Source organism: Pseudomonas auratipiscis (assembly GCF_036324085.1).
GTDB lineage: Bacteria > Pseudomonadota > Gammaproteobacteria > Pseudomonadales > Pseudomonadaceae > Aquipseudomonas > Aquipseudomonas auratipiscis.
Genome location: NZ_JAZDCU010000007.1, coordinates 143,463 through 167,754 on the forward strand (window position 1 = coordinate 143,463; position 24,292 = coordinate 167,754).

The following is a 24,292-nucleotide window of genomic DNA, read 5'->3' on the forward strand; positions in this document are numbered from 1 at the left end:
TGCACACCTCGACCAAGATAGCCCTCAACGCGCTGCAGGGGAAGTCGTCCAGACGGCATGCCAGCCTTGATCGCAGGTCCTGGCGCGGAATAAAACCAATAACGAGGTCTTTATGAATGCCCCTTTCGATCAGCTGTCTGCTTGGCTGAAAGAACACAAGATTACCGAAGTCGAGTGCGTGGTCAGTGACCTGACCGGTATCGCCCGCGGCAAAATTGCACCCACCAACAAGTTCCTGCATGAGCGAGGCATGCGCCTGCCGGAAAGTGTGCTGTTGCAAACGGTAACCGGGGATTTTGTCGACGACGATATCTACTACGACCTGCTTGACCCTGCCGATATCGACATGGTTTGCCGCCCAGACTCGGCCGCCGTATACGTGGTGCCATGGGCCATCGAGCCGACTGCCATCGTGATCCACGATACCTTCGACAAGCAGGGCAACCCGATTGAGCTGTCGCCACGCAACGTCCTGAAGAAAGTACTCAAGCTGTATGCCGACAAGGGCTGGCAACCAATCGTCGCGCCGGAGATGGAATTCTACCTGACCCAGCGTTGCGAAGACCCGGACTTGCCGTTGCAGGCTCCACTGGGTCGTTCGGGCCGCGCCGAAAGCGGTCGGCAGTCGTTCTCGATCGATGCCGCCAACGAATTCGATCCGTTGTTCGAAGATGTCTACGACTGGTGCGAAGCCCAAGGCCTGGACCTCGATACGCTGATTCACGAAGACGGCCCGGCACAGATGGAAATCAACTTCCGCCATGGCGACGCCCTGGATCTGGCCGACCAGATCACCGTGTTCAAACGCACCATGCGTGAGGCTGCACTCAAGCACAACGTGACCGCTACGTTCATGGCCAAACCGGTGGGCGACGAGCCAGGCAGTGCCATGCACCTGCATCAGAGCGTGGTGGACATCGCCACCGGCAAGCCGATCTTCGTCAATGAAGACGGCCAGATGAGCGAGTTGTTCCTGCAACACATTGGCGGCCTGCAAAAGTACATCCCCAAGGTGTTGCCGATGTTCGCCCCCAACGTCAACTCGTTCCGCCGCTTCCTGCCCGATACCTCGGCGCCAGTGAATGTTGAATGGGGTGAGGAAAACCGTACCGTAGGCCTGCGCGTGCCTACCTCCAGCCCAGATGCAATGCGCGTGGAGAACCGCTTGCCGGGTGCCGACGCCAACCCATACCTGGCCATCGCCGCGAGCCTGTTGTGCGGTTACCTGGGCATGGTCGAGAAAATCAATCCGAGCGCCCCGGTTCAGGGCCGCGCCTACGAGCGGCGCAATTTGCGCTTGCCAATCACCATCGAAGACGCCTTGGCCAACATGGAAGACTGCCCGAGCGTGGAGCAACACCTGGGCAGCAAGTTCGTGCGCGGTTACGTGGCAGTCAAACGGGCCGAACACGAAAACTTCAAACGTGTGATCAGCTCGTGGGAGCGAGAGTTCTTGCTGCTCAGCGTTTAAATCCTGCTGCGTAACAAGCATCGATAAAAACAATTCGAAGAGGTCGATATGCGTTCATTGAAAACCGTTGCAAGTGCAACCCTGGCACTGCTGGTCAGCGCCACAGTCCAAGCCCAGCCAAGCGTCAGCGTCTACAACTGGACCGACTACATCGGCACCACCACCCTGGCAGACTTCCAGGGCAGCACTGGCATCAAAGTCATCTATGACGTATTCGACTCCAACGAAACCCTGGAAGGCAAGTTGCTGGCCGGCCGCACCGGCTACGACGTCGTCGTGCCTTCCAACCACTTTCTGGCGCGCCAGGTCCAAGCTGGCGCGTTCCTGAAGCTCGATCGCGAGCAACTGCCCAACTGGAAAAACCTTGACCCTGTGCTACTCAAGGCTCTGCAGAGCAACGATGCCGGCAACCAGCATTCGGTACCTTACCTGTGGGGCACCAACGGCATCGGCTACAACGTCGACAAGGTCAAGCAAGTGCTCGGCGTCGATCACATCGACTCCTGGGCCGTGATGTTCGAACCAGAGAATTTGAAAAAGCTCAGCAAGTGCGGCGTGTCGTTCATGGACTCGGCCGACGAACTGTTCCCGGCGATGCTCAACTACATGGGCATGGACCCACGCAGCAATAATCCCGAAGACTACAAGAAGGCTGAGGCCAAGCTGCTGACCCTGCGCCCGTACATCACCTACTTCCACTCATCCAAGTATGTGTCGGACCTGGCCAACGGTGATATCTGCATGGCCTTCGGTTACTCAGGCGACGTTTTCCAGGCAGCCAACCGCGCCAAGGAAGCCAACAACGGCGTGAACATCGCCTACTCCATTCCCAAAGAAGGCGCCAACCTGTGGTTCGACCTGCTGGCCATCCCTTCCGATGCCAGCAATCCAAAAGAGGCCTATGCCTTCGTCAACTATCTGCTTGAGCCGAAAGTGATCGCCCAGGTCAGCGCCACTGTCGGTTATGCCAACGCCAACCCGGCCGCCAAGCAGTACATGGATGCCGATCTGGTCAACAACCCAGAGGTGTACCCGCCGCAGGAGGTGCTGGACAAACTCTACGTTTCCAACACCCCTACCCCGCAAATCATGCGCCTGATGACACGCTCGTGGAGCAAAGTGAAGTCGAACAAATGAACCAGCACGCCATGATCAATCCTGCTGCGCAACATGCCAGCTCGTATTACCGGGCATCGGTGGGTCCGATGCCTGAACACCCACAGTTGAGTTCCGACCTTAGCGCCGATGTCTGCGTGATCGGCGGTGGCTTCACCGGTGTCAATACCGCTATCGAACTGGCACAGCGCGGCCTGTCGGTAATCTTGCTCGAAGCGCGACGCATAGGCTGGGGCGCCAGCGGGCGCAACGGCGGTCAACTGATTCGCGGCATCGGTCACGACGTCGAAGGTTTTGCCCGCTACGTTGGCCAGGACGGCGTGAAGTATCTGCAGCGGGCCGGGATTGAATCGGTTGAAGTTGTCGCCAACCGCATCAAGGAACATGGCATCGACTGCGACTTGCGCTGGGGCTTTTGCGAACTGGCCAACACCCCGGCCCAGTTCGCCGCATTTCGCGCCGAGCAGGAGCACCTGGCAACCTTGGGCTACCGCCACCAGACCCAGTTGATCGGGCCCGAGCGAATGGGTGAAGTGGTCAATTCCAAGCTGTATGCGGGCGGTTTGATCGATCGCGGTTCGGGCCACCTGCACCCACTCAATCTGGTGCTGGGCGAAGCACAAGTAGCAGCGTCCCTGGGGGTGCGGATTTTCGAGCACAGCCCGGTTATCGAGATCAACCACGGCGCCACCGTCCACGTGCGCTGCGCCCAGGGTAGCGTGCGGGCCGGTAGCCTGGTGCTGGGCTGCAATGCTCACCTGGAAGAACTGGAGCCACGCCTGAGCGGCAAGGTACTTCCTGCTGGCAGCTACATCATCGCCACCGAGCAGTTGTCCGCTGCGCAGGCCGATGCACTGATCCCGCAGAACCTGGCGTTGTGCGACCAGAAAGTCGGCCTGGATTACTACCGCCTCACGGCAGATCGCCGCCTGCTGTTCGGCGGCGCCTGTCACTACTCCGGTCGTGATCCGCTGGACATCGCCGCTTACATGCGTCCGAAGATGCTCAAAGTGTTCCCGCAATTGGCTGACACCCGAGTCGAGTTCCAATGGGGTGGCAAGATTGGCATCACTGCCAACCGTTTTCCGCAGGTTGGCCGCCTGTCGCAGCACCCTAACGTGTACTACGCCCAAGGCTACTCGGGCCATGGCCTGAACGTTACCCACTGGACGGCTCGCCTGCTCGCCGAAGCCATCGATGTTGGTCATAGCCAAGGCATGGATGTATTCAGCGCTGTGCCTCACATGACTTTCCCTGGCGGCAAGGCCCTGCGCTCGCCGCTGCTGGCCTTGGGAATGATGTGGTATCGCCTGCGAGAAGTACTCGGCTGAGCCCCGCCTTCGACCCCTTGCCAGTGACTCAATTGCAGCTACTGTCAGTTGAGTCGCGTTGCATTGGGCAACGGGTACCGAAGGGGAGAAGCCATGAAGACAATCAGTAAACTCTGCTTGTCAGGTGCGCTGCTGCTGGCACTGGCTGGCTGCAGCAGCATCGATGCCCGCACTACCGAATATGTCGGCGTTGAACACGCCGCCCCCACCGACGCAGCTCATGTTGAAGTGCTGCGCCGCGAACCTTTGCGTGCGCATACGCGCCTGGGCGAGATTCTCGTCGATGCCAGTGTCGAGCCAGCGCCGCCTATCAGCGACGTAGAACAGAAACTGCGCAGCGAAGCCGCCAAGATTGGTGGTGATGCCGTCGTTGTGGTCTACGACCGTATCCAGCCACTGTCGGCCTATGTCAGCGGCCCCCTGTGGGACCGTGACATACATTCTGTCGAAGGGCGCAAGCTCAAGGGCATCGTGATCAAGTACCAGTAATTCAACTGGCGGCCGGCAGGACACTAAGCGGATCGAGCGGCTTGCCGTTCTGGCGAATCTCGAAGTACAGCTGCACGCGATCGGCATCCAGGTCGCCTGCCTCGGCAATTTTCTGGCCCTTGCTGACAGTTTGCCCTTCCTTGACCAGCAGTTTGCTGTTGTGGCCGTAGACACTGGCATGGGAGGGACCATGCTGAAGGATGATCAGGTTGCCGTAGCCGCGGATATTCGTTGCGAACGCCACTTTGCCGCCGAGGCTGGCGAACACCGGTTGCCCTTGAGTGGCGGCAATACGAATGCCTTTGCTGAGTTTATCCGCCGCAGAGTAGCGACCGATCACCGCGCCCTGTACCGGCCACGCCCAACCGCGCAGCGTCACCTTGGTGGCCGGGGCAACCGATTTGCTCTTGCTGGCAGTAGTGGTTCTGTTTCGTGACGTAGCTTTCGATCCGCCGAACCGAATTGTCTGACCGACATTAACCGCATAGGGCGGGCTGATCCCGTTATAGCGCGCCAGTTCCTTGAAGTTCCAGCCGTGACGCGTGGCAATCGAGTACAGCGTGTCGCCACGTTTGACCTTGTAGCTACCGGCTACCACCTTGTTGGCAGAAACCCCGGAACTTGGGGAGTGAGAGCTACAAGCAGATACCGCCAACATGAGGGCGATCAGAACAGACCTGAAAAACACACAACATCCTTTTCCCGCAGGAGCTACTGGCCAAGCGGGCGATCATAAATGATTACTGGGCCTTGCGCGTCCTGATGTAGGCGAGGAATGCCTCCTGGTCGGTGCTGCACAGCATTCTCGCCACCGCCTTGACCTCTTCCATCGGCCAATCCCACCACGCGGCCTCAAGCAGCAGGGCACGAACGTCCTCCTCGAAGCGCCACCTGATCTGCTTGCAGGGGTTACCACCCACCACGGCGAAAGGCGGCACGTCACGGGTAACGACGGCACCAGCTGCCACAATGGCACCGTGGCCAATGGTTACACCGGAGAGAATGACTGCATTGGTACAGATCCAGCAGTCACTGCCGATGACCACATCACCTTTGCTCGGGGCGTAATCCTTGATGTCGCGAACTTCATCGACCATCGCTGGGAAAGGATAAGTCGTCAGCCAGTCGGTGCGGTGTTCACCGCCGAGGAGAATTTGCACACCTTCTGCGATCGAGGTGTAGGAACCTACTTTAAGCACCGTGTCATCACCGAACTCAATCACTTCGGGGATTCCGTAGGTTCCGGTACCGATGGTGTATCGAGGGTATCTAAGGCGGATCTTCTCGGCCTTGCGTTCAAGCCTGTCCATCGCGCGCAGTCGCTTGTACTCTCGGCGATCCTTCAGCATCTCGAAAAGCTTCACAGGTTGATCCTTGCGTGCAGTTGTTATCGTTTTTGTAGGCGGATGAACATCAACGGTGCAGTACGAGACGCTTCAGTCGTTTGAACGTCGTACGGTTGAAATGACGCAACGGAATGGAGCGCAGCAAGCTCCATGCGTACTTTTTGTCTGACACCACAGCGTACTTCAAGGCCTTGTGAATCAGGACCGAGCGGCCCTTCTCGTAACCTGGATGATCTTGAAAAGGCGCCATGGCCTGCAGGTCGGCATCAAGCAATACCTTGAAGCGCCGCGACAAGTTATTGGGATGCCGACGATAGCGCGTAACCACCACCGGCAACTCATGAATCTCGTAACCCTTGCTGGCAATACGCAAGGTCATCTGGAAATCCTGAACCTTGATCGCAGGATCGTAGAAGCCAGCAGCCTTCATCGCCTCCATCCGGTACAGCGCACCCGGCGCCCCCATGACCACAGCGTCACTGACGATCTCGTCGAAACTGAACTTCTTCACCTTGCTACGGTGCTGGGTTTTTATCTCGACGCCATCGCTGTCCATATAGGCAATCAACGCACCAACGCAGCCGACCTTGGGGTGCTCATCGAGATAGCGAACTCGGGTGCTGATCGAATGAGGGAGCATGATGTCATCCAGGTCAGGCGTTGAAACATAAACGCCTTTGGCGTGGGCCAGGCCATTGTTCAATGTGGCACTGACCCCCTGGTTGGGCTGAGTGTAGAGCTGAAAATCGTAGGTTTGCTGCAAGGCGCGCAACATGGCGAGGCTATTGTCGGTCGAGCCGTCATCGACAATGATCACTTCAAAGTTGCCATAGTCCTGGGCGAAGATGCTCTGCAGGGCTACTTCGAGGTACTTCTCGGCGTTATAGCAAGGGGCAACAATCGATACCAGTGGTTGACTGCTCACGGCCTCGGAACCTGCGTTGATACAACCTTCAGTCATAGCTACTTCATGCCTCATGCGTGACCCGCAAAGCGGGCCTATTCCTGATTGTCATGCATTCAAGTGGAAAACCATGATGCGGGAACTTGAGTGTTTTGTCATGAACCCACGGTGAGACACGCAGTACTCCAGACAATTCAAAAAAGATGAAAACGAAAAAGCCCGCGACCTTTGCAGGACGCGGGCTTTGACTTACAGCATATGGTGGGTCGTGTAGGATTCGAACCTACGACCAATTGGTTAAAAGCCAACTGCTCTACCAACTGAGCTAACGACCCGTTGGATGGCGCGTATAATACTGATTTCTAACAGGAAATCAACACCCCATCGCAAAATAATTTAAAAATATCGTGTTGGGTCTTCTACACCCGCTGCTTTAAAGCCATCGGCGCGCAGGCGGCAGCTGTCACATTTACCGCACGCACGGCCTTCGTCGTCGGCCTGGTAGCAGGAAACGGTAAGACTGTAATCGACACCATGGGCAACGCCGGCCTGAACGATTTGCGCCTTGCTCAAGTTCTGCAGCGGCGCCTGGATACGAAAGCCCTGCCCTTCTACACCGGCTTTGGTGGCAAGGTTAGCCATGCGCTCGAATGCTTCGACGAACTCTGGGCGACAATCCGGATAACCCGAGTAGTCCACGGCATTGACGCCAATGAAGATATCCCGCGCCTCGAGCACCTCTGCCCAACCAAGCGCCAGCGACAGGAACACAGTATTGCGCGCCGGCACGTAGGTTACCGGAATGCCCTCAGAGGGCGCCTCGGGCACATCGATGCTGCTGTCGGTCAAGGCCGAGCCGCCAATCCCGTCCAGGTTCAAGCCAATCACTTTATGCTCGACCACACCCAGGTCACGGGCCACTCGCGCAGCAGCGTTCAACTCGGCACGGTGACGCTGGCCATAGTCGAAACTCATGGTGTAGCACTTGTAGCCATCGGCCTTGGCCATGGCCACCACGGTTGCCGAATCAAGGCCACCGGAAAGCAGGATTACCGCACGTTTCTCAGTCATTGCATTCACTCCTGTCAGCGTCCCGGCTCGTCATTCCACAGCAGCTTGTGCAACTGCATCTGAAAACGAACCGGCAAATTGTCGGCCACAATCCAATCAGCGAGATCTGTAGCGCTCACCTGGTGATGGCTCGGCGAAAACAGCACTTCACCCGCACGTTTTTCCAGACCGTACTGAATGAGCTTTGACACCGCCCAGTCGTAGTCTTCCCGCGAACAGATTACGAACTTGACCTGGTCATTTGCGCCCAGCAGCTCGATGTTCTCGTAACGGTTGCGGTGCACTTCCTCGGAGCCCGGCGTTTTCAGGTCCACAACCCGACTGACACGCGTATCCACCTTGGAGATATCCAGCGCGCCGCTGGTCTCGAGCGAAACCTCGTAACCTGCATCGCACAGCTGCTTGAGCAAAGGAATGGCATTGGGCTGGGCCAGCGGCTCACCCCCGGTGACACAGACATAGCGCGGCTTGAAGCCTGCTACCTGCTCAAGGATAGAGTCGAGTGTGCGCACGGTGCCGCCACTGAAGGCATATTCGCTGTCGCAATACTGGCAGCGCAACGGGCAGCCGGTGAGACGGACAAAAACCGTGGGCAAGCCAGCGGTGCGCGTTTCACCCTGCAAAGAGTAAAAAACTTCGGTAATACGTAATGTGTCTTGCATAGTCGCCACGGGCGTAACAGCTAAACAGGCTGTCCGCCTCCGTCAGGCACTGCTGAAAACCCGGCATCGCGTAGTTTTCAGCAGCGTAGTTCAATAAAAGGGCAGAGATTCTAACGAAAAAACCCGCGGCAAGCGCGGGTTTCTTTTGAAACAGCTGGTTTAGAGCTTTTGCAGATCGCGCTGAGCGAGCTGTGCTGCGGAGGTACCCGGGTACTGGGTGATGACCTGTTGCAAAATGCCCTTGACCCGGTCGGTGTGGCCCAGGCGGCGCTCTACATCGGCCAGCTTGTACAGCGAATCCGGCACTTTGTTGTGCTTGGGATACAGCTGGCTGACCTTGGCAAAGGCTTGCCCTGCAGCTTGCAGATCACCCTTGGCCAGGTTCACTTCACCCAACCAGTACTGGGCATTGCCGGCGTACTGACTGTTGGGGTACTTGCGCAGAAAGGCGTTGAACGCCTGGCTGGCCTTGTCGAAATCCTTGGCTTTGATCAGGTCGAAAGCAGCATCGTAGTAGAGCTTTTCTTTGGCCGGATCACCAGGTTCGCTGCTGGCTGCTGGTTGCTGCGCAGCGGCAGCCCCTGCAGCGGCGCCGGCGGCTTCGCCACCCGCGGAAGAATTCTGTGGAGCCTCGGCAGGAGCGCCGGTTCCAATACGCCGATCCAGGTCCTGGTATCGCTCCAGGCTTTCCTGTTTCATGCGCGCAACATCGTTTTGCAACTCTTCGATGATGCCTTGTTGACGCGATAGCTGATCCTGCATTTGCTGCAGTTGCATGAACAGCTGACCCTGCGCCGAGGCAGGGGCGGTAACCCCTCCCCCGGCGTAGGCGCCGTTCGTACCATAACCCGATGGCGGATAGCTGCTTGCGCCGCTATAGCCAGCGTTGTCATCAACAACAGGAACCTCAGCCCAGGCCACGAGTGGCAGGCTGAGCGCCAGGACGGTTAGAGCACGACGGCACGTTCGCATATCGAATTACTTACGCAGTTCGACGCGACGGTTTTGAGCCCAGGACTGCTCGTCGTTGCCGGTAGCAACTGGACGCTCTTCGCCGTAGGAAACCAGTTCCAGCTGAGCAGGAGAGACGCCTTGCAGAACCAGGTAGCGTTGAACGGCTTTCGCACGACGCTCGCCCAGAGCCATGTTGTATTCGCGAGTACCACGCTCGTCGGTGTTACCTTCCAGCACGACGCGAGCGCCGTTGCCTTTCAGGTCCTTGGCATGAACGTCCAGAGCGCGCATGGCTTCTGGCTTCAGGTCCGAGCTGTCGTATTCGAAGTAGAAGGTGGTGATTGCGCGCAGAGCAGCTTCTTCGCTCAGGCTGCCGTCAACAGCGCCAGTGTTGGCACCGTAGCCAGCGTTAGGGTCAACAGCGCCTTGACCAGCGTCGTCGCCGCCTTTCGAAGAGCAACCTACAGCTACGGCCATGGCCAGAGCCAGCGCAGCAAACTTACCAAACTTCAGCATTTCCATCGTGAAACTCCTAATGAACCCCAATGTGTTAAGTACAACGTAAAGCGCCGCGTCAGTTCAGGTAAGGGGACCAGGACGGTTCTCTGACTTCGCCTTGAGCGGTAGGAAGCGGGAGCCTCACGCGTCCGTTGAGAGAGACGAGCATCAAGACTCCCCGGCCCTGCTGGCGGGTGGCGTAGATTAGCATGGTGCCGTTGGGCGCAACAGTAGGAGACTCATCAAGACTTGTTTCAGAGAGAATCTTTACACTACCGCGCTGCAAATCTTGTGCAGCCACCTTGAAGTTGGTGAAACCTTGTTGGCGATGAATCATCACCAAGGTCTTTTCATCCGCAGAAAGTTTAGGGTTGGCGTTGTAGTTTCCTACAAAAGTTACACGCTCGGCGCCACCGCCCGAAACATTGGTTTTATAGATTTGCGGTTTACCACCACGGTCGGAAGTAAAGTAGATGGTCGAACCATCTTTACCCCAGAACGGTTCGGTATTGATACCCGGACCTGCAGTAACACGAGACAGTTGGCGCGAACCCATGTTCATTACATAGATGTCAGGGTTGCCGTCCTTGGACAGCACGAACGCCAGGCGCGAACCGTCAGGCGACCACGCCGGTGCACCGTTCAGGCCTTCGAAGTTGGTGATCTGCTCACGACGACCAGTATCGATGTGCTGAACGAAGATACGCGGACGCTTCTGCTCGAACGAGACATAGGCAATACGCTTGCCATCAGGCGCAAACCGCGGCGACAGGATAGGCTCACGCGATTGCAGCAGGGTAACGGCGCGGGCACCGTCGTAGTCCGAACGCTGCAGGGTGTAGCGCGTATTGTTGGTGGAGAAGCGCTCGGCCGTGACGTACAACATGCGGGTAGAGAACGCACCCTTGATACCGGTGAGTTTCTCGAACGACTGGTCGGCAATGTAGTGCGACATGTCGCGCAATTGATCGACGCTGCCCGAGACGCTACCGGTCAGCACTTGCTGCTCGGTCGCGACGTTGAACAGTGCGTACTGCACCTGCAGGCGACCGCCAGCCGGAACGATGCTGCCGACCATGACGTACTGGGCACCCAGGGCTTTCCAGTCACGGAAGATGACTTCGCTGGCCTGGCTAGGCTGGCTGATCATGTTCTGGCGCGGAATCGGCGAGTAATAACCGGAGTTGCGCAGGTCATTACCGATAATGTCGGCCATGTCTTCAGGCAGCACGCTACCGCCCTGCAGACCGAACGGTACGACCGCGATAGGGGTGGCGCGATCACTGCCGCTGGTGACCAGGATGTTCTTTTCTTCTGCCACGGCCATTCCTGCTACGCAGCAGAGAACAACCAGCAGTCCTCGAAGAAGTTTAATCACAAGGCTAGATCCTCAGGTGTGAATGTCATCTTGAATGAACGATAGGGATTGAATTCGCTCGGTTTCAAGCCCTGCATTTCGGTTAACCGACCAATGTTCTTGACCGCGGCAACTGCCGAGCTGTCGAACGGACCATCGCCACTGGAGCGAGCTACGCTCACCGAAGTAATGGTGCCATCGGGCAGCATGCCGATCTGCAGAACCACCGTCATGTTCTTGCGCGCAGAAGGTGGACGCGCCCAGCCCTCGGCCGCACGTGCACGGATCAGGTCGTCGAAATCGCCGGCAACCTGGTCACCTTGCTCGTCAGCCAATGCCTGTTGCCGCTCGGTAGTGTCGGACAGAAGCTCGGCCAGGGCCTGGGCTTTCTTGTCTTCTGCTGCCTTGCGGGCCGCATCCTGCGCCTTCTTCTTGGCCGCATCAGCTGCAGCTTTCTTCTTGGCGTCTTCAGCAGCCTTTTTCTTTGCTTCCTCGGCTACTGCTTTTTTCTTGGCATCCTCGGCTGCCTTTTTCTTGGCGTCCTCGGCTGCTTTTTTCTTGGCTTCTTCAGCCGCCTGCTTCTTGGCCTCTTCGTTAGCCTTTTTCTTGGCTTCCTCTTCAGCCTTCTTCTTGGCGATGTCAGCCTGTTGTTTCTCGGCGGCCTTCTTGGCCTCCTCGGCTTTCTTGGCCTCGGCTGTTTTCTTCGCTTCCTCTGCCTGCTTGGCTTGTTCGGCCTTTTTCGCTTCGGCTTCGGCGCGCGCTTCTTCCGCCTTTTGAGCAGCTTCTTCTTTCTTTTGTTCCGCAGCTTTTACTGCTTGCTGCTCGACCTTCTTCTGTTCCATCTGCTCGACTTCGGTCTGGCGCGAAGCGGTTTTCTTCGCTTCACCCGCAATCTTCTGATTGGTCTGGGTGGTGGCCTGACTTTTCGATTTCAGCTGGTACAGGGTTGCCTGAACAATAGGCTTGGCCGGCGGCAGCTCCGGCGTCATGGCAAAACTGACGAACAGCATGCCGAACACCAGAACGTGCAGCGCAATGGCCCAGACACTGGGCCAGAAATAGCTTTCCGAGGCGGATGGCTCTCGCTGTTGCATCAGGGCGCCTCGGTAATCAGGCCAACGTTACCGACACCTGCCTTTTGCAACCCGCCCATGGCACCCATGACCGCGCCGTAGTCGACAGTTTTGTCGCCACGAATGAAGACCTGGGTCTGTTTGCCCTGGTCACGGCCGGCAGCGATGATCTTGGTCACCGCGTCGGTCATCTGCGGCAAGGTCATGGCCTTGTCCATTTGCTTGTCGGTGTCGACTTCACTGCCAAGGTTCCAGTAATAGGTCTTGTCAGCCTTGATCGAAATAGTCAGGACCTGGACGTTGTTGTCCTGCGGCAAGGCTTCACTGGAAACCTTGGGCAGATCAACCTTCACGCCCTGGTTGAGCATCGGTGCGGTCACCATGAAAATGACCAGCAGTACTAACATCACGTCGATGTAAGGCACCACGTTCATCTCGGCGACCGGCTTGCGTTTGTGGCGAACTCGGGCCATGGGCTTTTACCTGATCACTCTTCGCTGGTGTGCACTTTACGGTGCAAAATGGCCTGGAACTCGTCGGCGAACGTGTAGTAACGGCCGATCAAGACTTCACTGCGGGCCGCGAAGCGGTTGTAGGCGATAACCGCTGGAATTGCAGCGAACAGACCGATCGCGGTAGCGATCAGTGCTTCGGCAATACCCGGAGCCACAGTGGCGAGGGTGGCTTGCTGGGCGCTGGCCAGACCGCGGAAGGAGTTCATGATGCCCCACACGGTACCGAACAGACCGATATACGGGCTGGTGGAACCGACAGTGGCCAGAAACGGCAGGCTCTGCTCAAGCTTCTCTTCTTCGCGGGAAATGGCGACGCGCATGGCACGACCGACACCTTCCATCACCGCATCTGGGTCAACACCTGGCTGCTGGCGCAGGCGTGAGAACTCCTTGAAGCCGGCACGAAATACCTGCTCGACACCCGAATCCGGGTCGGGGTTGCTGCCCGCCTGACGGTACAGCTTGGACAGGTCGATACCCGACCAGAAACGTTCTTCGAAGCTGTCCAGCGCTCGACGACCGGCACGCAGCATGGTGCTGCGCTGAAAAATCATGATCCATGACGTTACCGATGCGGCAACCAGAACCAGCATAACCAGCTGCACCACGATGCTGGCATTGCTGACCAGGCTCCACATGGAGGTATGGTCGACGACGTTAGCTTCCACGCTTAATCTCCTGCATTTGAATGAGTACCCGGATCGCCCGCCTCGGCGAATGCCGTTCGCAGCGCTGGGGGAATGGCCCGGGGTTTGAAAGTATCGGCGCGCACACAGGCCACCAGGAACTGCCCTTCGCAGAGCAGCGTTGCATCTTTTTCGCGCCATACCTGCTGCACGAATCGCAGGCTGGCACGGTTCAACTCAAGCACTTGCGCGGTAACCCGCAACTCGTCGTCCAACCGCGCAGGCGCGTGATAGCGCGCTTCGCTGGAGTGAACAACGAACAGCAGGTTGTCCTGCGCCAATGCCGACTGGGCAAAGCCCAGGGCGCGTAACCGCTCGGTGCGGGCACGCTCCATGAATTTCAGGTAATTGACGTAATACACCACGCCGCCCGCATCAGTGTCTTCGTAATAGACCCGACAACGGTGTGCGAACGACTCAAGCCCATTTTGCGCGCGCATACTCTAGTGCTTACTCCTCAGCTTGCCAATCCGCCCCAGCAACTGTTTTTCATTGATTATGTCGTATTGCCAGCGTGGTCCTTCCATGACAGCCGATAGGACCACGAAAACACCAGATAAATCTGTCATTCATCGGGCTGGGCAGAAAAACCTTCGGCAGAGACCGACTCACCCAGTCTGTTCGGGATGTTCAGGCCAAAATGCAGATAAGCATGCCGGGTTACCACCCTGCCTCGCGGCGTACGCATGATGTAGCCCTGCTGAATAAGGTAGGGCTCCAGTACATCCTCGATGGTGTGGCGCTCTTCACTGATGGCTGCAGCCAGGCTGTCGACCCCGACGGGCCCGCCGTCGAATTTTTCAATCATGGTCAGCAGCAGGCGACGGTCCTGATGATCGAAACCACGTTCGTCGACATCTAGCAGGTTCAGCGCCATGTCGGCGATCGGCTTGGTGATATGCCCCTTGCCCCGAACCTCGGCAAAGTCTCGCACCCGACGCAGCAGGCGGTTGGCAATGCGTGGCGTACCTCGCGCCCGGCGAGCGATCTCGAAAGCCCCTTCATCTTCGATCGGCAAACCGAGAATGCCACCGGAGCGGCTGACGATAGTGGCCAGGTCTTCAGTGTTGTAGAACTCCAGGCGCTGGACAATACCGAAACGGTCACGCAACGGGTTGGTCAGCATGCCGGCCCGCGTGGTGGCGCCGACCAGGGTGAAAGGCGGTAGGTCGAGCTTGATGGAACGGGCTGCCGGTCCCTCGCCAATCATGATGTCCAGCTGGAAATCTTCCATGGCCGGGTACAGCACTTCTTCGACAATCGGTGACAGGCGATGGATCTCATCGATGAACAACACATCGTGAGGTTCGAGATTGGTCAGCAATGCCGCCAGGTCGCCTGGTCGTTCCAGAATCGGGCCCGAAGTGCTCTTGATCGATACGCCCATTTCTTGCGCGATGATGTTGGCCAGGGTGGTCTTGCCCAACCCCGGCGGGCCGAAGATCAGCGTGTGATCCAGCGACTCGCTGCGTCCGCGCGCCGCCTGAATGAACAGGGCCATCTGCTCGCGCACCACTGGCTGACCAATGTATTCGGCCAGACGCAGCGGGCGAATCGCCCGATCCTGGACCTCTTCGCGGTCACGCCCGGTGGCGGCTATCAGCCGATCAGCTTCAATCACTTAGATCATTCCCTTCAGGCTGCGGCGGATCAGTTCTTCGCTGCTCAAACCCTTGGCATCGACAGCAGCCACCGCCTTGCTGGCTTCCTGGGGTTTGTAGCCCAGGGAAATCAGCGCGCTGACGGCATCGGCTTCGGCGCTGGACACACTGGCCACAGGCGCTGGTCCATTGGGCACCAGGGCGAACATGGCAGGAGAGGTTTCCCAGGCTTTGAAGCGGTCTTTAAGCTCGACCAGCAGGCGCTCGGCAGTCTTCTTGCCGACACCTGGTACCTTGACCAACGCCGACGTATCCTGCGCCTGAACACAGCGCACCAGTTCGTCGACCTCAAGGCCCGACATCAACGCCAGGGCCAATTTGGGACCTACGCCGTTGAGGCGGATCAATTCACGGAACAGTTCGCGCTCGCGCTTTTCATGAAAGCCGTAGAGCAGATGAGCGTCCTCACGCACCACCAGGTGGGTGTGCAACGTTACCGCTTCGCCAATCTTGGGCAAACGATACAAGGTTGTCATGGGCACTTCGAGCTCATAGCCCAGGCCATTGACATCAACAATCAGGTGCGGCGGCTGCTTTTCAGCCAATGTACCGCGCAAACGTCCAATCACGTTGCAATCCTTCCTCATGGGCGCCGGCAAACAACCGACCAACCCTAACAGCAAATGCAATGGCCGATGGCATTGCCCGGTCAAAATTTGTTTCAGCGCATGATGCTATCAGAGCCGCAGACGTCCGCTACGGCTTCGTGCAGTGGAAAGCCCATGGGGTAACAAGCTGGAGCGAGTATGGGCATGGCACAGGGCGATGGCCAGGGCATCGGAAGCATCGATCTGCGGCTTTTTGGTCAACTTGAGCAAGTGCATAACCATCATCTGCACCTGCTCCTTATTAGCGCCACCGGTACCGGCAACCGCTTGCTTGACCTGGGTCGCACTGTACTCGGCAATCTCCAGCCCCTCCTCGATGGCCGCCACGATAGCGGCGCCGCGGGCCTGCCCCAATTTAAGCGCTGAATCGGCGTTGCGGGCCATGAACACTCGCTCGATCCCCATGGTTACCGGCCCGTACTGGCTGATGATTTCGCGCACCCCGCGAAAGACTATCTGCAAGCGCTCGGGCAACTCGCCGCTACCGGTTCGAATGCACCCGGATGCCACATACTCACAGCCCCGGGGCCCCTGGCGCACCACACCGTAGCCTGTAATGCGCGAGCCCGGGTCGATGCCAAGAATCAGAGTCATAACGCCTGCATACTCAATGACGCGCTTAGGCGTCGTTGTAAAGACAGAAGCCGGATCTGCTTGCAGGTACAGTACACCTGCAAGCAGACCCGGCTTGGAGAAAATCGGCTGGAAGCGAGTTAACCCAGTTGCTCCATGACCTCATCGGGGATCTCAGCATTGGAGTAGACGTTCTGTACGTCGTCCAGATCTTCCAGCATATCGATCAGCTTGAGCACCTTTTGCGCACCCTCGAGGTCCAGTTCGGCACTGGTGGTCGGCTGCATGACAATTTCGGCGTCCGCCGCCTTGAACCCTGCTTCTTCCAAGGCATTGCGCACGGCATAGAAGCCGGCAAACGAGGTGAAGACATCAAAGGAGCCATCTTCGTTGCTGACCACGTCGTCAGCGTCGGCTTCCATTGCCGCTTCCATCAACGCATCTTCGTCGACCCCAGCGGCAAAACTGATCTGTCCTTTACGCTCGAACAGGTAGGCCACGGAACCGTCAGTACCCAGGTTGCCGCCACATTTGCTGAAGGCATGGCGCACGGCAGCTGCGGTACGGTTGCGGTTATCGGTCATGGCCTCGACCATGATCGCCACGCCACCAGGGCCATAGCCTTCGTAGCTGAGCTCTTCAACGTTATCGGCCTCGGTCGCACCAGCACCGCGGGCAATGGCCCGGTCGATGATGTCGCGGCTCATGTTGGCACCCAACGCCTTGTCCAGCGCCAGACGCAGACGCGGGTTGGTGCCCGGATCACCGCCGCCCTGCTTGGCAGCAACGGTCAGCTCACGAATCCACTTGGTGAAGATCTTGCCCCGCTTGGCGTCCTGACGCTCTTTGCGGTGCTTGATGTTTGCCCATTTGGAATGACCAGCCATAACGACTCCGAATCCTTTGAAACAATGCCACGCCCCTGCCCGACAACAATCGGGCAGGAACAATAAATTCCGTACCGCTTAACGCAAAGGCGCATCCATTTGGATGCGCCCGGGGTCTACTTACTCAGCCTTGGGCTGTTCACGCAGACGGATGTGCAACTCGCGCAGAGCCTTCGCATCGACCAGGCCAGGCGCCTGAGTCATGACACAAGCGGCGCTCTGGGTTTTCGGGAAGGCGATCACTTCACGAATCGACTGGGCGCCAGTCATCAGCATGACCAGACGGTCCAGACCGAAAGCCAGGCCACCATGCGGCGGTGCACCGAACTTCAGAGCGTCGAGCAGGAAGCCGAACTTCTCTTCCTGTTCTGCTGCCTCGATACCCAGCAAGCGGAAGACCGCCTGTTGCATTTCCTTGCGGTGGATACGGATCGAACCGCCACCCAGCTCAGTACCGTTGAGGACCATGTCGTAAGCACGCGACAGCGCGGTGGCCGGGTTGGCCGCCAGCTCTTCAGGCGTGCACTTGGGCGCTGTGAACGGGTGATGCAGGGCAGTGAAGCTGCCGTCGTCGTTCTCTTCGAACATCGGGAAGTCGACAACCCACATCGGGGCCCACTCGCAGGTGTGCAGGTTGAAGTCGTTGCCGACCTTGATCCGCAGTGCACCCAGTGCTTCGCTGACAATCTTGGCTTTATCGGCGCCGAAGAACACGATGTCGCCGTCGACCGCGCCAACGCGATCGAGAATCACATTGAGGTTGGCTTCAGGGATGTTCTTGACGATTGGCGATTGCAGACCTTCAACGCCTTTGGCGCGCTCGTTGACCTTGATGTACGCCAGGCCCTTGGCACCATAGATGCCGACGAACTTGGTGTACTCGTCGATGCGGCTGCGCGGCATGCTGGCAGCGCCAGGAACGCGCAGGGCGGCAACACGGCACTTCGGATCGTTGGCCGGGCCACTGAAGACCTTGAACTCTACGTCCTTGAGCTGATCGGCAACATCAACCAGTTCCAGCGGGTTACGCAGGTCTGGTTTGTCGGAGCCGTAGCGGCGCATGGCTTCTTCGAAGGTCATGTGCGGGAATTCACCGAACTCCAGGTCCAGGACTTCCTTGAACAGCTTGCGGATCATGCTCTCGGTCAGGCCCATGATCTCGGACTCATCGAGGAAGCTGGTCTCGATGTCGATCTGGGTGAACTCTGGCTGACGATCGGCACGCAGGTCTTCATCGCGGAAGCACTTGGCGATCTGGTAGTAGCGGTCAAAGCCCGCGACCATCAGCAATTGCTTGAACAGCTGCGGCGATTGCGGCAGTGCGAAGAAGCTGCCAGCGTGGGTACGGCTCGGCACCAGGTAGTCACGCGCGCCTTCCGGAGTGGCACGGGTGAGGATTGGTGTTTCAACATCGAGGAAGCCGTTTTCATCGAGGAAGCGACGGATGCTGGTGGTGATCCGCGAGCGCAGACGCAGCTTCTCGGCCATTTCCGGGCGACGCAGGTCGATGAAGCGATAGCGCAGGCGGGTCTCTTCGCCGACGTCGGAGTACTCGTTGAGCGGGAACGGCGGGGTTTCCGCTTCGTTCAGGACGGTCAACTCATAACCCAGCACTTCGATGGCACCGGACGCCATATTGGCATTCACAGCGCCCGCTGGACGTGGGCGTACCTTACCGGTGATCTGCACCACGTACTCGCTACGCACGCGATCGGCGGCAGCAAAGCTGTCTGCGCGATCCGGGTCGAATACGACCTGGGCCATGCCTTCGCGGTCACGGATATCGAGGAAAATCACCCCGCCGTGGTCGCGGCGACGATGGACCCATCCGCAAAGGGTAATTTCCTGACCTTCCAGGTTCTCGTTCAGTTGGCCGCAATAATGGCTGCGCATCATGATGGTGGTTTCGCTTCTCGTCATTCGTGTGTTCAGTGGAGGTCTTGGCGCCACAAAAGGCTAATAGTGCAAGACCCGGCCGGTGCATTCAACTCAGTCGGCTTTGTCGCCGCCCGCAAGATTCTTCTTTGCACCGGTCTTGAAGTCGGTTTCGTACCAGCCTGTACCGCCCAGACGGAACCCCGGTGCGGAGATCAGCTTCTTCAGCGCCGGCTTTTGACAGGCCGGGCAATCGCTCAGCGGCTCTGCGCTGATCTTCTGAAGGACTTCCATCTGGTGATCGCAGGAAGCACATTGATAGTCGTACAGGGGCATAAGTGTGTCTCGTTAACCACAGCGCGGGCGGGTTCAGGCAGTAAAGAGCGGGATTATATATGGTTAAGGAGTGCTGTGCAGCCCGACAACCGACTAGCGTGCCACCTGGGTGCCCAGCAGATAGACCACACAGACCACCCGAATCAGGCCACTGAAATTTTTTACCCCGCCATGACGCAGGTGCACCTCGCGATCCACGTAGGACAGCACGGCGTTGACCGAGCAATGGTTTGCCTGGGCAATCCGTTCAAGCACGTGCCAGTAGATTTCCTCCAGACGCAGACAAGTGGCAAATCCGTTCAGTCGCACCGAGCGTGACAATGGCTGTGCCAGGCCCATATTGAAGTCCGCCTCGAACGGATCGATACCCTCTGTACCGGTATCGCCCGCCACGCGCCCCACACGATTCATCCATGAAGACATACAAGCACCACGCACTTTAACTATCGGGGAAACAACTCCGGGCAATCGCTATTACCTGAAGATGAACCCTAATAAGCACTGCACCCGCGCATTGAATCCAGCAGACCCACTCACTCTAATTGTAGGATTCCTCGATAACCTGCGAAGAATCATGTAAGAACAGAACTACTTCCCCACCAAACAAAACGCCCGAACATCGTGGTTCGGGCGCTGGCTACCAACTGTTTGAAGGGCGTGAGATTACTTGCCTTCAAGCAACGAGCGCAGCATCCACGCCGTTTTCTCGTGCACCTGCATGCGCTGGGTCAAAAGGTCTGCGGTGGGCTCGTCGCTGACCTTGTCCAGCAGCGGGAAAATACCCCGGGCTGTGCGGGTCACGGCCTCCTGCCCTTCAACCAGTTGCTTGATCATTTCATCGGCTGCCGGCACGCCTTCCTCTTCCTTGATCGAAGACAGGCGTGCATAAATGGAATAAGCACCCGGCGCCGGGAAACCCAAAGCGCGAATTCGTTCTGCAATGGAATCAACCGCCAACGCCAGTTCGTTATATTGCTCTTCGAACATCAAGTGCAATGTCCGAAAAGCCGGACCGGTCACGTTCCAGTGAAAGTTATGAGTCTTCAGGTAAAGTACATAAGTATCCGACAAGAGTCGCGACAATCCATCGACGATAGACTTGCGATCTTCTTCGCTAATACCGATATCAATAGCCATGCGATTCCCCTTTCCATGATGTTTGATGATCAAGCAGGTACGCCCCACTGTATCAAGACTCGTCACCGCCTGCAGCCAGAGACTTGCGACCGCTGGCTGCAGGCAGCGAGACCTTGATCCAAGGCAAGCGACACACGGCGGGCCTATGATTTGAGAAGCCCCCGGCTTTGCTGTTAAATAGGCGGCGTGCCGTCTCTGACGATTGTTAATGCAGGGGCGCATAGGCTGACCTTTTCTCACGTTTTTGCGCTTCTCAACCCAATGCGCGCCGTGATGTCAGCTCTTCCTGTGATGTGCCTTATAAATGTGAGCCAACCAACATGTTCAAAATCGTCCACCTTTTGACGGGCGCTGCAGCTTTGCTGCTGTCCTTCATTCCCAGCCTCAGAACTGATGCGCAACCGCTGCTGCAACAACCGGAAGCCGTTTACCTGGCACTTTTCGGTTTGCTTAACCTGCTCCTCGCTCCCGTAGTACCCCATTACTACAAAGGTGCCCGCCTCCACCTGCAACGCCTGGCGAGCGTCTTGCTGGTGCTGGCAGTGGTGTTACAGACGCTTACCCTGCTGGCCCGCCCGGAGCTGGGCAACCTGCCAGCCCTGGGCTGTGCCCTGCTGGCCGTAGTGGTGCATTTGGTTGCCGGCTTCCTCAAAACCGGCAGTGCCCGTAGCCAGGCCCCTCAATACGACATGACCAACCGTGATACCGGGACGGTCAAGTGGTTCAACACTTCCAAAGGCTTCGGCTTCATCTCGCGTGATTCTGGCGATGACATCTTTGTGCACTTTCGCGCTATTCGTGGCGAAGGTCACCGCGTACTGGTCGAGGGCCAACGTGTGGAGTTTTCGGTCATGAATCGCGACAAAGGCCTGCAGGCAGAAGATGTAATCGCCGCCCCACGGCGCTGATCGAGCAGAAAAAAACCGCGGAGCCAAAGCGTCCGCGGTTTTTTTATGCCTGGGGATGCGCGCCGATCAATAATGTGGCGGCGGCGCTTCCTCCTCGCTGCTCTGATACTGGCCGACCATCTCTTCGTAACGTTTGAGCAGCGCTGCCATCTGTAACTGCAACCGCTCGACAATCCGCTGCTGTTCGACCAGGACATCGTTCAAGGTTTGCACCGTATCGTCCTGGAAGGCCAAACGGCTCTCCAACTCTGTTACCCGCGCTTCGAGTGTCATGTCTTAAGCCTCGGCGAATGTGAAGTTGTCATCGAGAACAGTCGCCAGTCGCTGGCGAATGCCTGCAACTTGTTCAGCAGTATAAGCGGTCGCCGGCTTGCTACCCCAGACCGGAGCAGGCCAGGCCGGATCATTACGGCGGCGCACTATAACGTGCATATGAAGTTGACTGACGACATTGCCAAGCGTGGCAACATTCATTTTGTCGGCAGCAAAACAGTCTTTAAGTGTTTCAGCCAGCGCGGTGGTTTCTTTCCACAATTGCTGCTGCTCGCTGTCATCAAGTTGAAACAACTCACTGATACCCGCGCGACGCGGCACCAGAATAAACCACGGGTAGTTGGCATCCTTGCTCAACAACAGTCGCGAAAGGGGGAAGTCCCCAAGCACATAGGTGTCTTGCTGCAAGCGTGGGTCCAATTCAAACACGGGAGAATCTCCTACAACTGTTTAATACTTTGTCCACTCACCGCCAAACCCTGCGCCGCAGACCTAATGCTGCAGGATACCCCCGTTTGCATGCTGGAGCACCGCCGGACAGCCGGTAGATCAGCATGAAGCGCACCGCTTTGAACGTTTTTTTGCCATCGGACTCCCTGCAACGAATCAGGTAACAGCCTGACATCCTGGTAAACGCTACTTTTCGCACCAAAATGAGGCCCTGCTGCGGATGCCAGCACTCAAAGTATCCGCAAACTACTCAGCGCACGACTCTAACGGTAACGCTTTGACTTAACGGACAGCTTTTGCGCTTATTCCCGAACGACACAGACCAGCAAACCAACCGATCTTAGCCCCCGGATTTACGGGGCTTTCGCCCTGTGATTAGCGCCGTTGTGAAAATTTTGTGAACTGTGCGGAATTTTGAGCACGCTTGTTGCATTCCCTTTCGCCACAGTCGGCACGACACCTGCACTGGAGGCGGTGAAGTGCGACAAATAACAACAGTTGCATGGGTGAACCAGGGAGTTCCGGGGATGTGGGGGTTAGATGTTTTTTACCTATCCTTAAGCCGCTCGGAACAGCACTGGAGTTGCACGACCCGCGAAAACCGGGGCGTGATTTGCGACAGGGACTTAACCGTTAGCGACATGACCATAAAGTTACCGAAAGGTTCTTTATCCCCATATCGCCAACTACAGTCAGCGTGATATACATTTCCGCCGACACAAAAAGAAAGAGCCGCGCCGCATAAAAAAACCAATCGGCGACGGCAGTACTCTTCCTAAAAACCAAAGGAGCAAATCACGATGCGCGTGATGAAGTGGAGCATGATCGCCCTGGCTGTTGCAGCAGGCACCTCGCAGATGGCAATTGCGTCTTCTCAGAGTGAATCCAAGGGCTTTATCGAAGACAGCCAACTGAGCGTCAAAACTCGGATGCTGTATTTCAGCCGTGACTTCCGCAACGTTCCAAGTAGCGAGCAAAGCCGTGCTGAAGAAACGGGTCTGGGCTTTCTCGGCACCTACGAATCGGGCTTCACTCAAGGTACTGTAGGCTTTGGTGTTGACGCGATCGGCATGCTCGGCCTGAAACTGGACAGCGGCAAAGGTCGCGCCGGCACCGGCCAATTCCCTACCGGCTCCGACGGTCGCTCCGAAGACTCGTTCTCCGAAGGCGGCGGCGCAGTCAAAATGCGCATCTCCGACACCGTGCTGAAATACGGCACCCAGTTCACTGCCATGCCGGTCCTGGCAACAGACGACAGCCGTCTGCTGCCTGAAACCGTTGAAGGTTTCCTGCTGACCACCAACGAAATCAAAGGCCTGGAGGTGAACGCTGGTCGCTTCACCGCGCTGAATGCGCAATCACAGTCCTACCATGACAGCATTGGTGGCCTTGATGATGACCGCCTCAAAAATCCTGGTCTGACCCAAGCCGACGTCATTGGTGGCACCTACGCCCTCACTGACAACCTCAGCTCCAGCGTCTACTACTCTCATGTAGAAGACCACTTCCGCAAATGGTACGGCAACATCAACTGGGCGCTGCCAATCAGCGACAACCAAGGCCTGGTGTTCGACTTCAACATCTATGACACCAAGTCCATCGGCGACAACCGCACCGGCGCTTACCGCACCCGCGGCGGCGAGCTCGACAACACCGCGTTCAGCCTTTCCGGCGCCTACAACATTGGTGCTCATACCTTCACCCTGGCATACCAGGCTCTGAGCGGTGACGGCGACTATGCCTACGGCATCGACGGTGGTGGCTCGATCTTCCTGGCGAACTCCATTGCCCGTTCCGACTTCAACGCCGAAGACGAAAAGTCCTGGCAAGCCCGCTACGACCTGAACTTCGCTGAGTTCGGCGTGCCTGGCCTGACCTTCATGACGCGTTACGCCCGTGGTACCGATGCCAAGACCCGTACCACCGACGACGGTAAGGAATGGGAACGCGACATCGACGTGAAGTATGTGCTGCAAGAAGGCGCTGCCAAGGACCTGAGCTTCCGCGTCCGTCAAGCGACCTACCGTTCCGGCGATGGTGTGTACTACGGTTCGCCATCGATCGACGAGCTGCGTCTGATCGTCGAGTACCCGCTGAGCATCCTGTAAGCC

General features: G+C 57.6%; 28 protein-coding genes and 1 tRNA gene. 6 read left to right on the forward strand and 23 right to left on the reverse strand.

From position 1 onward, the window contains the following. The first annotated feature begins 112 nt into the window (after positions 1-112). The 4 genes from V0R60_RS12165 to V0R60_RS12180 all read left to right on the forward strand — a co-directional run bounded on the left by V0R60_RS12165 (position 113) and on the right by V0R60_RS12180 (position 4,407). Positions 113-1,471, forward strand: coding sequence for a glutamine synthetase family protein (locus V0R60_RS12165; protein ID WP_128322352.1), 1,359 nt, complete (start codon positions 113-115; stop codon positions 1,469-1,471). Positions 1,472-1,519: 48 nt separating this feature from the next. Next, a complete protein-coding gene (locus tag V0R60_RS12170; RefSeq protein WP_136477756.1) occupies positions 1,520-2,608 on the forward strand; it encodes a polyamine ABC transporter substrate-binding protein in 1,089 nt (362 codons plus the stop codon). After that, a complete protein-coding gene (locus V0R60_RS12175; protein WP_375547275.1) occupies positions 2,605-3,918 on the forward strand; it encodes an NAD(P)/FAD-dependent oxidoreductase in 1,314 nt (437 codons plus the stop codon). The genes V0R60_RS12170 and V0R60_RS12175 overlap by 4 nt, the downstream gene beginning before the upstream one ends. Before the next feature lie 93 nt (positions 3,919-4,011). After that, the gene (locus tag V0R60_RS12180) at positions 4,012-4,407 is read left to right on the forward strand and encodes a hypothetical protein (RefSeq protein WP_136477757.1); all 396 of its coding nucleotides are present in this window, start codon (positions 4,012-4,014) and stop codon (positions 4,405-4,407) included. A 1-nt stretch (position 4,408) separates the two neighbouring features. Here V0R60_RS12180 and V0R60_RS12185 read toward each other — a convergent pair whose 3' ends face one another. From V0R60_RS12185 to V0R60_RS12285, 21 genes are all read right to left on the reverse strand, one after another. Continuing rightward, positions 4,409-5,095 carry a peptidoglycan DD-metalloendopeptidase family protein gene (locus tag V0R60_RS12185; RefSeq protein WP_330079797.1) on the reverse strand — a complete coding sequence of 229 codons (687 nt, stop codon included), beginning with the start codon at positions 5,093-5,095 and terminating at the stop codon, positions 4,409-4,411. Between the two features lie 52 nt (positions 5,096-5,147). Continuing rightward, on the reverse strand, positions 5,148-5,771 hold the full coding sequence (locus V0R60_RS12190; protein WP_136477759.1) for a CatB-related O-acetyltransferase: 624 nt from the start codon (positions 5,769-5,771) through the stop codon (positions 5,148-5,150). A gap of 49 nt (positions 5,772-5,820) precedes the next feature. Beyond that, on the reverse strand, positions 5,821-6,714 hold the full coding sequence (locus V0R60_RS12195) for a glycosyltransferase family 2 protein (RefSeq protein WP_330079798.1): 894 nt from the start codon (positions 6,712-6,714) through the stop codon (positions 5,821-5,823). A 202-nt stretch (positions 6,715-6,916) separates the two neighbouring features. Then, positions 6,917-6,992: transfer RNA gene (locus tag V0R60_RS12200), tRNA-Lys, on the reverse strand. Between the two features lie 61 nt (positions 6,993-7,053). After that, positions 7,054-7,728 (reverse strand): 7-cyano-7-deazaguanine synthase QueC, encoded by a 675-nt coding sequence (gene queC / locus V0R60_RS12205; protein ID WP_330079799.1) that lies wholly within the window; start codon positions 7,726-7,728, stop codon positions 7,054-7,056. A 14-nt stretch (positions 7,729-7,742) separates the two neighbouring features. Then, positions 7,743-8,390, reverse strand: a complete 648-nt coding sequence (queE, locus tag V0R60_RS12210) for a 7-carboxy-7-deazaguanine synthase QueE (protein ID WP_136477762.1) — start codon at positions 8,388-8,390, stop codon at positions 7,743-7,745. 159 nt (positions 8,391-8,549) lie between these two features. Continuing rightward, positions 8,550-9,362 carry a tol-pal system protein YbgF gene (ybgF, locus tag V0R60_RS12215; RefSeq protein WP_136477763.1) on the reverse strand — a complete coding sequence of 271 codons (813 nt, stop codon included), beginning with the start codon at positions 9,360-9,362 and terminating at the stop codon, positions 8,550-8,552. Between the two features lie 6 nt (positions 9,363-9,368). Further along, positions 9,369-9,866 carry a peptidoglycan-associated lipoprotein Pal gene (pal, locus tag V0R60_RS12220; RefSeq protein WP_028943075.1) on the reverse strand — a complete coding sequence of 166 codons (498 nt, stop codon included), beginning with the start codon at positions 9,864-9,866 and terminating at the stop codon, positions 9,369-9,371. Between the two features lie 52 nt (positions 9,867-9,918). Continuing rightward, on the reverse strand, positions 9,919-11,169 hold the full coding sequence (gene tolB / locus V0R60_RS12225; protein WP_211201883.1) for a Tol-Pal system beta propeller repeat protein TolB: 1,251 nt from the start codon (positions 11,167-11,169) through the stop codon (positions 9,919-9,921). Between the two features lie 47 nt (positions 11,170-11,216). Beyond that, entirely contained in the window at positions 11,217-12,293 is a 1,077-nt protein-coding gene (tolA, locus tag V0R60_RS12230) for a cell envelope integrity protein TolA (protein WP_136477765.1), read from the reverse strand. Then, positions 12,293-12,745: a protein TolR gene (gene tolR, locus V0R60_RS12235; RefSeq protein ID WP_136477766.1), complete on the reverse strand. Its 453-nt coding sequence runs from the start codon at positions 12,743-12,745 to the stop codon at positions 12,293-12,295. The genes tolA and tolR overlap by 1 nt, the downstream gene beginning before the upstream one ends. 14 nt (positions 12,746-12,759) lie before the next feature. Further along, the gene (tolQ, locus tag V0R60_RS12240; protein WP_128322363.1) at positions 12,760-13,455 is read right to left on the reverse strand and encodes a protein TolQ; all 696 of its coding nucleotides are present in this window, start codon (positions 13,453-13,455) and stop codon (positions 12,760-12,762) included. A 2-nt stretch (positions 13,456-13,457) separates the two neighbouring features. After that, positions 13,458-13,913, reverse strand: a complete 456-nt coding sequence (ybgC, locus tag V0R60_RS12245) for a tol-pal system-associated acyl-CoA thioesterase (RefSeq protein WP_136477767.1) — start codon at positions 13,911-13,913, stop codon at positions 13,458-13,460. 125 nt (positions 13,914-14,038) lie between these two features. Then, positions 14,039-15,094: a Holliday junction branch migration DNA helicase RuvB gene (ruvB, locus tag V0R60_RS12250; RefSeq protein ID WP_136477768.1), complete on the reverse strand. Its 1,056-nt coding sequence runs from the start codon at positions 15,092-15,094 to the stop codon at positions 14,039-14,041. After that, on the reverse strand, positions 15,095-15,703 hold the full coding sequence (ruvA, locus tag V0R60_RS12255) for a Holliday junction branch migration protein RuvA (RefSeq protein ID WP_136477769.1): 609 nt from the start codon (positions 15,701-15,703) through the stop codon (positions 15,095-15,097). A gap of 108 nt (positions 15,704-15,811) precedes the next feature. Beyond that, positions 15,812-16,336, reverse strand: a complete 525-nt coding sequence (gene ruvC / locus V0R60_RS12260) for a crossover junction endodeoxyribonuclease RuvC (protein ID WP_330079800.1) — start codon at positions 16,334-16,336, stop codon at positions 15,812-15,814. 119 nt (positions 16,337-16,455) lie between these two features. After that, positions 16,456-17,202, reverse strand: coding sequence for a YebC/PmpR family DNA-binding transcriptional regulator (locus V0R60_RS12265; protein ID WP_136477771.1), 747 nt, complete (start codon positions 17,200-17,202; stop codon positions 16,456-16,458). Positions 17,203-17,322: 120 nt separating this feature from the next. Beyond that, the gene (gene aspS / locus V0R60_RS12270) at positions 17,323-19,098 is read right to left on the reverse strand and encodes an aspartate--tRNA ligase (protein ID WP_136479012.1); all 1,776 of its coding nucleotides are present in this window, start codon (positions 19,096-19,098) and stop codon (positions 17,323-17,325) included. Positions 19,099-19,191: 93 nt separating this feature from the next. After that, on the reverse strand, positions 19,192-19,413 hold the full coding sequence (locus V0R60_RS12275) for an FmdB family zinc ribbon protein (protein WP_136477772.1): 222 nt from the start codon (positions 19,411-19,413) through the stop codon (positions 19,192-19,194). Between the two features lie 93 nt (positions 19,414-19,506). Beyond that, complete coding sequence (locus V0R60_RS12280; RefSeq protein WP_330079801.1) at positions 19,507-19,836, reverse strand: ribbon-helix-helix domain-containing protein; 330 nt, start codon at positions 19,834-19,836, stop codon at positions 19,507-19,509. Positions 19,837-20,076: 240 nt separating this feature from the next. Next, entirely contained in the window at positions 20,077-20,550 is a 474-nt protein-coding gene (locus V0R60_RS12285) for a Dps family protein (RefSeq protein WP_136479013.1), read from the reverse strand. 320 nt (positions 20,551-20,870) lie between these two features. Here V0R60_RS12285 and V0R60_RS12290 point away from each other — a divergent pair, with 320 nt between their 5' ends. After that, positions 20,871-21,458, forward strand: a complete 588-nt coding sequence (locus V0R60_RS12290; protein WP_136477774.1) for a cold-shock protein — start codon at positions 20,871-20,873, stop codon at positions 21,456-21,458. Between the two features lie 66 nt (positions 21,459-21,524). On the opposite strand, the gene V0R60_RS12295 is transcribed toward V0R60_RS12290, so the two are convergent. Then, a complete protein-coding gene (locus tag V0R60_RS12295) occupies positions 21,525-21,731 on the reverse strand; it encodes a SlyX family protein (RefSeq protein ID WP_136477775.1) in 207 nt (68 codons plus the stop codon). 3 nt (positions 21,732-21,734) lie between these two features. Continuing rightward, on the reverse strand, positions 21,735-22,160 hold the full coding sequence (locus V0R60_RS12300) for an HIT family protein (RefSeq protein ID WP_136477776.1): 426 nt from the start codon (positions 22,158-22,160) through the stop codon (positions 21,735-21,737). An 821-nt stretch (positions 22,161-22,981) separates the two neighbouring features. Between V0R60_RS12300 and V0R60_RS12305 the strand changes: the two genes are divergently transcribed. Further along, the gene (locus tag V0R60_RS12305) at positions 22,982-24,289 is read left to right on the forward strand and encodes an OprD family porin (protein WP_136477777.1); all 1,308 of its coding nucleotides are present in this window, start codon (positions 22,982-22,984) and stop codon (positions 24,287-24,289) included. The last annotated feature ends 3 nt before the right edge of the window (positions 24,290-24,292 follow it).

Coding starts and splice junctions, on each gene's coding strand:
- V0R60_RS12165 (WP_128322352.1), top strand. CDS start 113: ATGAATGCCCCTTTCGATCAGCTGTCTGCTTGGCTGAAAGAACACAAG.
- V0R60_RS12170 (WP_136477756.1), top strand. CDS start 1,520: ATGCGTTCATTGAAAACCGTTGCAAGTGCAACCCTGGCACTGCTGGTC.
- V0R60_RS12175 (WP_375547275.1), top strand. CDS start 2,605: ATGAACCAGCACGCCATGATCAATCCTGCTGCGCAACATGCCAGCTCG.
- V0R60_RS12180 (WP_136477757.1), top strand. CDS start 4,012: ATGAAGACAATCAGTAAACTCTGCTTGTCAGGTGCGCTGCTGCTGGCA.
- V0R60_RS12195 (WP_330079798.1), bottom strand. CDS start 6,714: ATGACTGAAGGTTGTATCAACGCAGGTTCCGAGGCCGTGAGCAGTCAA.
- queC (WP_330079799.1), bottom strand. CDS start 7,728: ATGACTGAGAAACGTGCGGTAATCCTGCTTTCCGGTGGCCTTGATTCG.
- queE (WP_136477762.1), bottom strand. CDS start 8,390: ATGCAAGACACATTACGTATTACCGAAGTTTTTTACTCTTTGCAGGGT.
- ybgF (WP_136477763.1), bottom strand. CDS start 9,362: ATGCGAACGTGCCGTCGTGCTCTAACCGTCCTGGCGCTCAGCCTGCCA.
- pal (WP_028943075.1), bottom strand. CDS start 9,866: ATGGAAATGCTGAAGTTTGGTAAGTTTGCTGCGCTGGCTCTGGCCATG.
- tolB (WP_211201883.1), bottom strand. CDS start 11,169: ATGGCCGTGGCAGAAGAAAAGAACATCCTGGTCACCAGCGGCAGTGAT.
- tolA (WP_136477765.1), bottom strand. CDS start 12,293: ATGCAACAGCGAGAGCCATCCGCCTCGGAAAGCTATTTCTGGCCCAGT.
- tolR (WP_136477766.1), bottom strand. CDS start 12,745: ATGGCCCGAGTTCGCCACAAACGCAAGCCGGTCGCCGAGATGAACGTG.
- ybgC (WP_136477767.1), bottom strand. CDS start 13,913: ATGCGCGCGCAAAATGGGCTTGAGTCGTTCGCACACCGTTGTCGGGTC.
- ruvC (WP_330079800.1), bottom strand. CDS start 16,336: ATGACTCTGATTCTTGGCATCGACCCGGGCTCGCGCATTACAGGCTAC.
- V0R60_RS12265 (WP_136477771.1), bottom strand. CDS start 17,202: ATGGCTGGTCATTCCAAATGGGCAAACATCAAGCACCGCAAAGAGCGT.
- aspS (WP_136479012.1), bottom strand. CDS start 19,098: ATGATGCGCAGCCATTATTGCGGCCAACTGAACGAGAACCTGGAAGGT.
- V0R60_RS12275 (WP_136477772.1), bottom strand. CDS start 19,413: ATGCCCCTGTACGACTATCAATGTGCTTCCTGCGATCACCAGATGGAA.
- V0R60_RS12280 (WP_330079801.1), bottom strand. CDS start 19,836: ATGTCTTCATGGATGAATCGTGTGGGGCGCGTGGCGGGCGATACCGGT.
- V0R60_RS12285 (WP_136479013.1), bottom strand. CDS start 20,550: ATGGCTATTGATATCGGTATTAGCGAAGAAGATCGCAAGTCTATCGTC.
- V0R60_RS12290 (WP_136477774.1), top strand. CDS start 20,871: ATGTTCAAAATCGTCCACCTTTTGACGGGCGCTGCAGCTTTGCTGCTG.
- V0R60_RS12295 (WP_136477775.1), bottom strand. CDS start 21,731: ATGACACTCGAAGCGCGGGTAACAGAGTTGGAGAGCCGTTTGGCCTTC.
- V0R60_RS12305 (WP_136477777.1), top strand. CDS start 22,982: ATGCGCGTGATGAAGTGGAGCATGATCGCCCTGGCTGTTGCAGCAGGC.